Origin of the sequence: Ferruginibacter lapsinanis, assembly GCF_020783315.1 — a bacterium.
Taxonomy (GTDB): Bacteria; Bacteroidota; Bacteroidia; order Chitinophagales; family Chitinophagaceae; genus Ferruginibacter; species Ferruginibacter lapsinanis.
Genome location: NZ_CP086063.1, coordinates 1,782,218 through 1,794,649 on the forward strand (window position 1 = coordinate 1,782,218; position 12,432 = coordinate 1,794,649).

11 protein-coding genes are annotated in these 12,432 nt (G+C 36.8%); 6 read left to right on the plus strand and 5 right to left on the minus strand.

The window, feature by feature from the left end; genetic code table 11:
* The first annotated feature begins 87 nt into the window (after window positions 1-87).
* The gene (locus tag LK994_RS07700) at window positions 88-849 is read left to right on the plus strand and encodes a phosphosulfolactate synthase (RefSeq protein WP_229759491.1); all 762 of its coding nucleotides are present in this window, start codon (window positions 88-90) and stop codon (window positions 847-849) included.
* Between the two features lie 7 nt (window positions 850-856).
* Window positions 857-1,594, plus strand: coding sequence for a shikimate dehydrogenase family protein (locus tag LK994_RS07705; protein WP_229759492.1), 738 nt, complete (start codon window positions 857-859; stop codon window positions 1,592-1,594).
* Here the strand turns inward: LK994_RS07705 and LK994_RS07710 are convergent.
* From LK994_RS07710 to LK994_RS07730, 5 genes are all read right to left on the minus strand, one after another.
* The gene (locus tag LK994_RS07710; protein ID WP_229759493.1) at window positions 1,591-2,037 is read right to left on the minus strand and encodes an acyl-CoA thioesterase; all 447 of its coding nucleotides are present in this window, start codon (window positions 2,035-2,037) and stop codon (window positions 1,591-1,593) included. The genes LK994_RS07705 and LK994_RS07710 overlap by 4 nt on opposite strands.
* A 101-nt stretch (window positions 2,038-2,138) precedes the next feature.
* A complete protein-coding gene (locus LK994_RS07715; protein WP_229759494.1) occupies window positions 2,139-3,041 on the minus strand; it encodes a hypothetical protein in 903 nt (300 codons plus the stop codon).
* Between the two features lie 9 nt (window positions 3,042-3,050).
* Window positions 3,051-3,608 carry an RNA polymerase sigma factor gene (locus tag LK994_RS07720; protein ID WP_229759495.1) on the minus strand — a complete coding sequence of 186 codons (558 nt, stop codon included), beginning with the start codon at window positions 3,606-3,608 and terminating at the stop codon, window positions 3,051-3,053.
* A gap of 41 nt (window positions 3,609-3,649) precedes the next feature.
* A complete protein-coding gene (gene rdgB / locus LK994_RS07725) occupies window positions 3,650-4,231 on the minus strand; it encodes an RdgB/HAM1 family non-canonical purine NTP pyrophosphatase (RefSeq protein ID WP_229759496.1) in 582 nt (193 codons plus the stop codon).
* 15 nt (window positions 4,232-4,246) lie between these two features.
* Window positions 4,247-4,726: a hypothetical protein gene (locus tag LK994_RS07730; RefSeq protein ID WP_229759497.1), complete on the minus strand. Its 480-nt coding sequence runs from the start codon at window positions 4,724-4,726 to the stop codon at window positions 4,247-4,249.
* 67 nt (window positions 4,727-4,793) lie between these two features.
* Here LK994_RS07730 and LK994_RS07735 point away from each other — a divergent pair, with 67 nt between their 5' ends.
* From LK994_RS07735 to LK994_RS07750, 4 genes are all read left to right on the plus strand, one after another.
* A complete protein-coding gene (locus LK994_RS07735; protein WP_229759498.1) occupies window positions 4,794-5,858 on the plus strand; it encodes a branched-chain amino acid aminotransferase in 1,065 nt (354 codons plus the stop codon).
* A 144-nt stretch (window positions 5,859-6,002) separates the two neighbouring features.
* Window positions 6,003-6,383, plus strand: coding sequence for a 30S ribosomal protein S12 (rpsL, locus tag LK994_RS07740; RefSeq protein ID WP_229759499.1), 381 nt, complete (start codon window positions 6,003-6,005; stop codon window positions 6,381-6,383).
* Between the two features lie 54 nt (window positions 6,384-6,437).
* Window positions 6,438-6,905, plus strand: a complete 468-nt coding sequence (rpsG, locus tag LK994_RS07745; RefSeq protein WP_229759500.1) for a 30S ribosomal protein S7 — start codon at window positions 6,438-6,440, stop codon at window positions 6,903-6,905.
* Between the two features lie 340 nt (window positions 6,906-7,245).
* Window positions 7,246-12,426: a beta strand repeat-containing protein gene (locus LK994_RS07750; protein ID WP_229759501.1), complete on the plus strand. Its 5,181-nt coding sequence runs from the start codon at window positions 7,246-7,248 to the stop codon at window positions 12,424-12,426.
* Window positions 12,427-12,432 lie beyond the last annotated feature (6 nt).

Sequence of the window (12,432 nt, forward strand, 5' to 3'; positions counted from 1 at the left end):
TCATTAAACTTTACCAACTGTAAGTGCTTGATATGCCGCCACATTGATAAAATCCTTTTATCTTTGCAGCTATCAAAAAAAGTGAGCATGAATTTTAATCTTACACAAATTCCGGAAAGAATCAAGAAACCGCGTAATCATGGTATTACAATGGTGATGGATAAAGGGCTAAGTATTGAAGAGGCGAAAAATTTTATGAGTATAGGTGCTCCGCATGTAGATGTAGTGAAATTGGGTTTTGGTACTGCATTCGTTACTCCTAATCTAAAAGATAAGCTGGCAGTATATGCCTCTTATGATATTCCTGTTTATTTTGGCGGAACATTGTTTGAAGCATTTTTAATTCGTAATCAGTTTGAGGATTATATAAATGTTTGTAAAGAATTCGGCATACAACACGTAGAAGTAAGTGATGGTTCTATTTCTATTCCTCATGCCGAAAAATGCGGCTATATAGAAAAACTAACCAAGCATTTTACTGTGTATAGTGAGGTAGGTAGTAAAGACGCAGCGCATATTATACCTCCGTATAAATGGATTGAATTGATGAGTGCAGAATTAAGCGCCGGTTCTACCTACGTGATAGCTGAAGCAAGAGAGGCTGGTAATGTTGGTATCTATCGGGGCAGTGGTGAAGTAAGAGAGGGGTTGGTGCAGGAAATTTTAACGCAGATACCCGAAGAACAAATATTATGGGAAGCTCCTCAAAAAGCCCAACAACTATACTTTTTGGAGCTGATCGGCTGTAATGTAAATCTGGGTAATATAGCTCCTACAGAAATAATCGCTTTGGAAGCGATGCGTATTGGTTTACGTGGAGATACTTTCGAATTGTATCTTAATAAATAAGTTATACATGAAACTTTACGGATTGATCGGATACCCTCTCGGACATTCTTTTTCAAAACAATACTTTACCGAAAAATTTGAAAGGGAAGGTATCGCTGATGCAAAGTTTGAAGCGTTCCCCATCTCTACCATAGAAGCGTTCCCTGCATTAATTAAAAATAATCCTTCGTTAAAAGGGTTAAGTGTAACAATTCCTTATAAAGAACAGGTCTTGCAGTTTGTTACAGAATTGAGTGATGAGGTGAAGGTAATCGGAGCAACCAACAGTATTAAGATTTCGGGAGATAAACTAATTGCCTACAATACAGATATTATTGGTTTTGAAAGATCTTTTAAAGAATTTTATAAACCTTCTCATAAAAAAGCATTGATACTTGGTACCGGCGGTGCTTCCAAAGCGGTACAATATGTTTTTAAAAAGATGGGTATCGATTTTATTATTGTTTCAAGAAAAAAAGATGCCACTCAAAATATTATTGATTATTCAATGATTGATGCGCCGCTGCTGTCTACACATACTGTTATTGTTAATACAACACCCGTAGGGATGTCTCCAAATGAAGATGCTTATCCCGATATTCCATATTATCTTTTAACACCATCACATTATCTCTACGATCTTGTATACAAACCGGCCGAAACTGTTTTTCTGGAAAAAGGAGCTGCAATCGGTGCTATTGTAAAGAACGGTTATGATATGTTGTTATTACAGGCTGAAGCTAGTTGGGCAATCTGGAATAGTTAATTAAAGTCTGTATTGTTGCCTAATATTTCATTCAATACAATAGGAACTGGCATTACTTTTTTCTTTGTGTAGTCAAAACAGGCCATATCTGTTTTTGCGTGAGCAATTAAAATACTTTTATCGTTTCTTGTTGTTGTGATCCTGTAAAATAACTCAAAGCTTAACGCTGAAATTTCTCCGGAACTGATTTCAATTGATAACACATCTCCGTAAAATGCTTCGCTTTTAAATTCTACAGAAAGCCCTCTCATAATTACGGCCGCACCATTAATGTTTAATTCAGAAAAATTATATTGTTTTAACCATTGAATTCTTGCTTCGTGAATGATTGAAACAAAAGAGTCATTGCCAACATGATTGCCATAATTTATGTCGTAAATGCGAACAGGTATTGAAACTGTTGCAATTTTTTTTTCAGGGATCACAATTTTTATTCTGGCCATAATAGGAGTTGCGAAATAAAATTATACCAATCCTTCTTAATTAAAAAACTAAAACCTCACATTGTGAGGTTTTAATATATGGATCGATAGTAATAAATATTTTATTTGTCTTCTTGTAATAGTTTGCTTAATTCTATGATGTCCATAAAATTTGATGGTGATGGAGCAACATTGTTATTGATCATTTTGTTTCTCCATGTTTTAAATTTACCTCTCCAGAAATTACTCTCATTAATGATCTTGTCAAGATATTCTTGAGATTCAGGTTCTTTGCCATCCATATAGCCAAGTAAATTAGCGAATTTAGATGACACTTTGATTTCTTGTCCATTAGGCCCAATGAAGCTTACATAATTATTAGGTGTATTCATCAAAGCAATATCATTCGGTACGTCTCCGCTGGTATTTGCCAGTTTTTCAGTTTTGTTTAGTGCCGGGTTTTTAGCCAGGGGTTCTACTGTATTAACTTTAACATACTCTATTGACCTGCTGGTAATTGTTTTATTAGTGCTTGAAATAGATGGTGTAATTTTTTTCGTAACTACTGCAGATAAAGATTCGCTATCCTTTACCGGAAGAATATTTTGCTGATCTGCAGCTTTTACTTCTGTAGATTTTTTTGCAACTGCATTTGAAAAAGCGGGGTCAGTTACATTCGTTTTTTTATCTGAGTTCAACCAAACAGCTGTTGTTGCAATTATAGCTACAATACAGGCTGCTGCTGCCATCCGCCAATAAATAATTTTTGTTGTTTTTTTAACCGGAGGAGTGGTAGCGGTTATGTTCTTTGTATTATCTGCCTCATCTAACATTTTAGCAATGTTTTCCCATGCACCTTTTGGAGGCGTTTCTTCATGGCTAAAAATTTTATTTTGCCAATTTGTGGTAGCCGTTATGTTTTTTGCATTATCTGCCTCATCTAACATTTTAGCAATATTTTCCCATGCACCTTTTGGAGGCGTTTCTTCATGGTTAAAAATTTTATCTTGCCAATTTGTAGACATGGTTGGAGTTTATGGTGTAGTGGTCCTTGTTTCAATCATTTTTTTTAAAATTACTTTAGCTCTTGCTAATTGAGATTTACTGGTCCCCTCGCTTATTCCTAAAATTTCACTAATCTCTTTGTGTGAATATCCTTCTATAACATACATATTCAAAACCTGACGATAACCCGGGCTCAATTGTTGGATCATTTTAATGATATCCTTTTCAGCCATTGATTCCAACGCATTCCAATCTTTATCCTGTATTGCTGTCTCCTGAGTTTCTGTAACCGTCGTTAGTGTAACCTTTCGTCTGAAATACTCAATTGAAGTATTTACGAAAATACGACGTATCCAGCCTTCAAATGAACCATCACCACGATATTTCTCAAGGTTGTTAAAAACTTTTACAAATCCTTCCTGTAATAGATCCTGTGCATCGTCCGAATTACTGCAATATCGCAAGCAAACTGCATACATTTTAGAAGAAAAACGGTTGTATAACAACTCCTGCATTTTTCTATTGCCGGTAATACATTCTCTTATTAAGTCGGAATCTGAGATGATATGGTTGCTTTCGGTGCTCAATTTTTTTTTAAATGCAATTTTAGTTGTTTTTTAAGTCACAATTAATATATATGTAATAAAAACTCTATAAGATTAGCCATGGCTTTTTTACGATGACTAAATAAACTCTTTTCCTTCATTTCCATTTCTGCAAAGGATTTATTACTTCCTTCTGGCACAAAGACAGAGTCATACCCAAAACCGCTGCCTCCTTTTCTTGCATCCAGTATAATTCCGTTACAGATACCTTCAAACTGATGTTCTTGCCCATTATGAATTAGAGAGATAACTGTTCGGAAACGGGCTTCTCTATTATTTTTTGAGGACATCTCGTTTAATAATTTATTGATATTTGCTTCTGAATCAGCATTATCTCCGGCATATCGAGCACTTTTTACTCCGGGGGCCCCGTTTAAAGCGGCTACTTCAAGTCCTGTATCTTCACTAAAACAATTTTTACCGGTTAAATTGTAAATAACTGAAGATTTTTCCCGTGCGTTTTCTTCCAGGTTGTCATGAGGCTCTGGAATATCGATATCAATACCGGCTTCTTTTAGTGAAGAAATTTTAAAACGATCTCCTAAAATATTTTTTACCTCGTCAACTTTGTGTTGATTGTTGGTGGCAAAAATCAGTATATCCATATGGGTGTAAGAATTTTATGCGATTGAAAAAATCTGTTTTAAGCAATTCCAGAGTTTTGTTTTTTCAACTTTATCATTCCGGATCGCATTTAGTGTAGGCGAAGATAAATATACCTGATTATTATAGGATTGTATCTGATAATGAGGGAACTGTAACGGAAGTGCTATCTGCTCACAATTGATACCAAAGATCAAAACAACATGAGCATCTAATGATGTTGCAATGGTTTGGTAAGTTGCGGAATTGTTCTTATCAATATTAAGCACAGCCACATCTTCCATACTCAGTTTACATGCTGATAAAATACCCAATAAAAAATTCAATTCTTCATCAGGTAAGTATAATGAATTGTTACTTTCCACTACTATCGCAATTCCTTTTTTATTGTTACCCAAAAAAGATAGAACTGTTGGACTTTCGGGTGCCTGTACTTTTTTTACCGACTCCTCCACCAAGGTTTTTTTATATAAATCCTGTAAAATAAACGGTTCCAATTTGATATCATTCAAGCCCATATAACTCTACAATTTTTTTGTTACATTTGTTGTAAAATTAAGGATTATGATTGCAGCAGCAGATTTTAATATTACACTTACCCAACAAAGCAGACTAAAAGATTTTGATGTAAAGGAAATCCCCTTCGGAAAATATTTTACGGACCACATGCTGGTGGTTGATTATACAAATGGCGAATGGCAAACTCCGCAGATAATGCCGTACGGGCCTATACCTATGTCACCAGCCTCATCTGTGTTGCATTATGGCCAGGCAATATTTGAAGGAATTAAAGCGTATAAATTTCCTGATGGAAATGTATACATTTTTCGTCCTTATGATAATTTTAAAAGATTCAATCTTTCTGCTGAAAGAATGGTGATGCCACAGGTGCCAGAAGAAATTTTTATGGAGGGCATGCGCCAGTTGATCAGCATTGATAATAAATGGATTCCTCAAAAGCCGGATCATGCTTTATATATTCGTCCGTTCATGATCAGTAATGATGAAGCACTGGGAGTAAAACCTAGCGGCTCTTATAAATTCATGATATTATTAAGTCCAACTGGTCCTTATTACTCAGCGCCAATGCGTATCCGTGTAGAAGAGTATTATGTTAGAGCAAGTAAAGGAGGGGTGGGGTCTGCTAAATGTGCCGGCAATTACGCTGCTTCTTTGTATGGTGCTACTGTTGCCCAAAAGGAAGGTTTTGACCAGGTATTATGGACAGATGCAGAGGAGCATAAGTATATACATGAATGCGGTACGATGAATGTATTTTTTATAATTGGAGATACCGCTGTAACCCCTGACCTAAATGAAGGAACGACTTTAGCCGGTGTAACGAGGGATAGCGTGATTACCATGTTGAAAGAAGCCGGTCTGAAAGTAGAAGAAAGGCCACTAAGTATTGATGAAGTGGTTGCTGCATACAAGGCCGGTACATTAAAAGAAGTGTTCGGTACAGGTACAGCCGCTACTATTTCTCCAATTAAAGAATTGGTTTACAGAGATTTGGAAATGAAATTTGATGTGAATACCTGGACTATTTCTCCGGAATTGAAACGAAAACTAGATGCGTTGCGTAATGGAGAATTGCCAGATACTCATGGCTGGCTATACAAAGTATAGATTTTACCATACATAATATTCATAAAACCGCCTGTGAAGGCGGTTTTTGATTAAATATTAAGAAAGTAGCAGATTTTTTTATTTTTATTTTTAATTATTAATTATTTCCTTACCTTTGCCGTCCTAAAAATAAAGGGTTTTACGATGCCTACAATACAACAGTTAGTAAGAAAAGGAAGAGAAATTATTAAAGCTAAAAGCAAATCAAGAGCTTTGGATGCATGCCCACAACGTCGTGGTGTATGTACAAGGGTGTATACAACTACGCCTAAGAAACCAAACTCAGCTTTGCGTAAAGTAGCTAAAGTACGTTTAACCAATAAAATTGAGGTTATTGCCTACATTCCGGGTGAAGGACACAATTTACAGGAACACAGTATCGTGTTGATCCGTGGTGGAAGGGTAAAAGATCTTCCAGGTGTACGTTATCATATTGTACGTGGTAGTTTAGATACTGCTGGTGTAAAAGATCGTAAACAAAGTCGTAGTAAATACGGTACCAAAAAAGCAAAAGACAAAAAATAATTAAAAAATTAAGAATTGGTAATGAATAATTACTGATTGTAATAAATAATAACAATGCGTAAATCACAACCAAAGAAAATTCCTTTAGCACCGGATCCAAAGTTTAACGACAAACTGGTAACCCGTTTTGTAAATAACTTAATGTGGAATGGTAAAAAAAGCGGTGCATACATTATTTTTTATGATGCTTTAGACAAAGTAGCTAAAATTACCAATGAAAATGGGTATGAAGTGTGGAAGAAAGCTTTAGCTAACATCACTCCGGGAGTAGAAGTACGTAGCCGTCGTATCGGTGGTGCTACTTTCCAAATTCCAAGTGAAGTTCGTGCTGATAGAAAAGTTTCTTTAAGCATTAAATGGATGGTACGTTACAGCAGAGAGAGAAACGGACGTAGCATGGCAGATAAATTAGCAAACGAAATAGTAGCAGCAAGCAAAGGTGAAGGTGCTTCTTACAAAAAGAAAGAAGATACACATCGTATGGCCGAAGCGAATAAAGCATTTGCTCACTTTAGAGTATAATCTTACAAACTTTATTTTATAAAAGATCCCCCGAATTTTCGGGGGATCTTTGTTATATATCTATACTATTCAACGGATTAAAAAAACGACTGAATAAAAAGTAAGAAATAAACCAAAGCAGGTTTCATACAAATGAACACCGAAAAAAATGTAAAATAAAAGACCATTTCTACAATATTTATATAAGAGAGGCATTCCGACAACGATTGCGTAAAAAAGTACGCAACTGAGAGATAGCGTATCGAAAAATACCGCTAATTTAATAGTCCCGAAAGTGATACAAAAAACGACTGCTTGTGTTTCGGGAGCTTGTGTATTGTGCAATTTTCATATGAAAAACATGCTAAAAATTTTATTTGCTTTTATTCATTGGATAAAAGTTGTATCGAGAATTACTTACATGCCATTACTTCAGCCAATTAAGCTTTGTCTTTTGGTTATAGTCTTTTTGTGTTTTATCAATCAGGCAAAATCACAGGTTATTGTTGAAACATTCGAGAATGCAGCATGGACTTCACTTACTAGTGTGGGTGCTGCATCGAGTGGTACAATCGGAACAACTTTTGCTGTTACTACAACGGCATTTAATATTACATCTAATGCAAGTAGTACTGCTGCAAATTCAGTTGCGACTACATTGACAGGAAATCTTATCACAGGTAATTATACGTGGGCATATTCAAAGGCCTCAGTATTAACTATACAAACTGTAGCCAACTCTACTTCTCTTTCTTTGGTACATTCATACAAAACCGTTCTGGCTATGACGAGTAGTGGTGGATATCTGATTTGTCCAGTATTACCAACAGGAATTGCTTCAGTAAGTTTTTGGAGCAGTAAAACAGGAGGAGGATTTGGGGGAACTTTAGCATTAAATACCAATACAACCACAGCTAGTACTTACGTTACCGGCGACTTTAGTCTTTCATCAAGTGTTTTTACAAGTGGTGGCGCAGGAAGAACGTCAACAATATTGTCCCCTAATTTTACAGGTCCATGTGGGTTGGCTTTTAGAAGTAATGGTATGTGGATAGATGATATCATTATTACGCCATCTCTTTCTGGAGTTAAAACAGGTACAGCTGGCTCTATTACAACAAATTCTGCATTAATATCTACTAATGTATTAGAAAATGGGTCTGCTTCGGCAGTAACGGTGTCGGGTATATGTTGGAGTGATATACAAGGAGCAGAGTCTATATCCGGAAGTAAGACTACAGATGGTGCTACCACCAATGGAAATTTTAATGGGAGTATGACAGGATTAGCTTCAGGCACAACATATTACGTAAAGGCCTATGCTACCAATGGTAACGGAACTTATTACGGTCCGGAAATTAGTTTCACTACAGTAGCAGTTATAGATCCTGAACCAACCAATCAACCAACAAGTTTTGCAACAGGTACTATTACCACTACAAATATTCCTCTTACCTGGACATCTGCCGTTACAGGTACTCAAGCTCCATCTGGTTACTTAATTAAAGCAAGTAATACATCAACACCTGCAGAACCTGTAGATGCTACAGATCCTGGTGTACAAGTGAGTTTATCCGGAGGAACAGCTAATGCTAAAGCAACACCACAATCTGCAACAAGCTATAGCAGCTTTACTAATTTTACTGCCGGTACAATGTATTATTTCAGCATTAATTCATATACCAACTCAGGAGCGAATATTAATTTTTTAAATGCAGCATCAAGTCCTTCTACTCCCGGACCAACACTGTATGCAGCAACTTTACCAAATGCAGTAACATCTCCTGGTATTACATTCTCGGCCGGTACAGGTACAATTAGCTGGACAGCAGCTTCGGGTTACAGCAGTGCTAATCATACCACGATGGTTTTTGTAAAACCTACGAGCAGCATTACAGTAGGAACGCCAACAAATAATCCATCTACCTATACAGCTAATACTGCTTTAAATGCAGGTACAGCTTATCAGGGAGATGCATCTGCTCATTGTGTGTATAAGGGAGATGGAACTTCAGCAACTGTTACCGGTTTATCGACGGGTACAGCTTATTATGTTATGATAGTAGTGGTGGTAGATGCGGCAAATTCAAATGCGAATCATTCATATTCGGCGGCAGCAACTACCAGTGGTACCACTCAGGGTGAATACACCTGGGATGGAAGTACTTCTACAGATTGGACTGTTGCCTCCAATTGGACTCCCGATCGTACGAGTCCTGTATCAGATGACATACTTAATTTTAATACCGGAGGTACTGTTTCGGTTACCAATTTTACAGCATCAACATATGGAAGCATAAGCAAATTAAAAATCAGTAACAACACCAATGTAACTCTTAATGCTGGGAGTAGCCAGACACTTACCATTACTTCTGCCAATGGATCAGCTGCAGATCTGGAAATTAATTCAGGGTCTTCACTAACCACTCAGGCCAGCAGAGTGAATATTACTCTTGCAGCAAACACAACTGCAGATATCAGTGGTACACTTACTATGAATAGTAGTACAACATACAACACCGATGCAAGTGGTGCTGTAACTACTATTTCTGGAACGTTGGATAATTCGGGAACGGTTACTTGTACATCTTCGTCGAATATGATAGTTACTTCTACCGGTACTTATCGCCATAATGTAGATGGAGGTACAATTCCTACGGGAACCTGGAATACAGGATCTACCTGCCTGATTTCCGGAATTGCTAGCGCAGGGAGTATAAGCGGACATAAACAAACTTTTAGCAAGTTTGTATGGGATTGTCCCGGACAGTCTGCAACACATTTTGTATTAGGTGCCAATTCAAGTAGCACTGCTCCAAATTGTGTTATCACGGATAGTTTTATTGTTAAAAGAACAGGGGGGAAAATATTACAGATAACTTCTACTGGTGGGCAGAGAGATTTTGTTGTTGGAAACTTTTTTCAATATGGAGGTAATGTTGCAGTTACTTATAATACCGACGATGGGGGCACTCAGCGATCACTAACGGTTACGAATACCTTTTATGTGACAGATTCAATTGTAAGTGGAGCTGACTTCCAGATCATCAATCAACCCTCTTCGCAAAATATTACCGGAAGGCTATTTGTAAATGGTATTGTAGACATGCACAGTAATATCTCTTCTGCAAGTCTTTCAAGAATAGGTACTTCTTCAAAAGCAGAAATTATTTTTGGAGGAACAAGTAATCAGCCTGCCCGATTTAATAATATTGTCGGTGATATTGATTTTATTATTAACAATCCTGTTAGTGTTACTTTAGGTAGCGATGTAAAGACTTACAGATGTAAATTAAGTCAGGGTAACTTTTATATCGGGGCTAATACGCTTACTATTAATGGCCCTGTATCATATCCTTCTCCTGCCAGCGGATTATTTGCTGGATCGAGTACTTCTAATTTAAGTATCGGATCACAGGGGCATTCTAAAAATGACACCACAAATGTGTTGAATTTTTTAAGTGGGTATCAATTATTGAAGAATTTTTCTTTGTATGATACCTGTAAAGCTACCCTAGGAACAACATTAGCGCTTACTGCAGGAAGTGGATTTGGAACACTTAAAATTGATACATCTGCTATTTTGACGACGAATGATCAGCTGACATTAAAATCAGATGCTAATGGTACCGCAAGAATTGATTCTATACCTGTAGATGGCTCAGGAGTAGCATTAGGTACTATTACAGGAAAAATTACAGTAGAGCGTTACTTGCCGATGAATGTGAATTGGGATAGTCGCAGATGGCGGTTGATAGGGGTGCCTGTAAGTGTCACCGGAACACCTACATTAAAAGAGGCCTGGCAGGAAGGGGCCACACCTACTCCCACAACAACATCTGCAACCAGCGGAACAAGTATATATAACCCTAATCCCGGTTATGGTACACACATAACCAATGGCACAGGAAGCTCAAATAATGGTAACGGTTTTGATGCTGGGTCAACAAACAACCCATCTATTTATAAAATGGAACCTGGGGTGGGGCAGTGGACAGTACCAGGAACTACAACAAGTGCTATAACTAACTATAATGCTTACATGATCTTTGTGAGAGGAGACAGAAGTATAGTAGTGTCAAGTCCATATATTAATACAACCGGCGGTGCCAATTTGCGGATTAAAGGAAATATGAATGTTGGCGACGTAACCAAAACTATATCAGCAGGGAAGCAGGTATTGTGTAACCCTTATGCATCATCAATCAGCTTAAATAAAGTTTTATATAACGGTGTTGCAATAGGATCTAACAATACAAAAAAATATTATCTGTGGGATCCTAAGTTATGGGGAAGTAAAAATGTAGGGTCATGGGTAAGTTTTACCAGTAATGCAAATAATACTTATCTGTATGTTCCCAATCCGATTGATTCAGGTTATATGAGTAGCTATGGCACAACAGGGTTAATTGAATCTGGTGGAGCATTCCTGATAAATGCGCCATCATCCGGTAGCTTTGTATTTCATGAATCTGATAAAATTGCAAGCAGTACTACAATAGGATTGGCAAGCAGGCCGGGCATACAGAATAGACCCGATCAAAATAATTTTTCAGTTTTATATACCAATCTTGCATATAGAAATTCATCTGATCAGCCAATTTTGGCTGATGGTGTAGCAACAGTGTATGCAGAAGAATATAATAACGAAGTGGATGAACAGGACGTAGAAAAAATGCTGACTTTTTCTTCTAAAGAAAAAATAAGTTTATTAAGAAATGCGAATGACCTTGCTATAGAAAAAAGAAGAACGATTACAATTGATGATACAATCTTCCTTCAGATGAATAAATTGGATTATAACTATCATTATCAATTACAATTTAAGGGAGAAAATTTCACTCCGAACTTAGCCGCATATCTGATAGATGAGTATTTAGGAACAAAAACGGTTATTTCAACTACGGGCATTACACGGCATAATTTTGAAACTGATGCAACTGCCACAAGCCTTGATATTAACAGGTTTAAAGTTGTTTTCAGGCTTCCCAATCCAAGTACGTTGCCGGTTGTTATCAGTAGTATTAAAATTAACCAACAAGTTCAGGGCAATGAGGTGGAATGGAATGTAGAAAATCAACTTGGTGTTAAAGAGTATGAAATAGAAAGATCCTCAGATGGAATAACATTTAAGAGAATTACATCAGTTGCGGTCGCAACTGTAAATCAATACAGTTGGTTAGATGAAACACTGGTAAATGGAATTACTTATTATCGTATTAAGATCATCAATCAAACCGGAGAGGTACATTATAGTGCTATTGCAAAAATAAATAGAGGGAATAATGTGCCATCAATAAGTGTGTATCCAGCTGTTGTTACAAACGGGGCAATTACGTTGCAATTGAATAATGCGGCTAAAGGCGACTATCATTTACAACTCATAAATGGGTTGGGTCAGCTATTATTCAATAAACATATCGGGCATAATGGGGGTAATGCAGTAATGACTATACCAACAGGGAAATTGGCAACGGGTATCTATCAGTTTAAAGTAATTGCTCCCGATAAACAGGAGAAAGCCTTTAAGGTATTGTATTAATTGTTG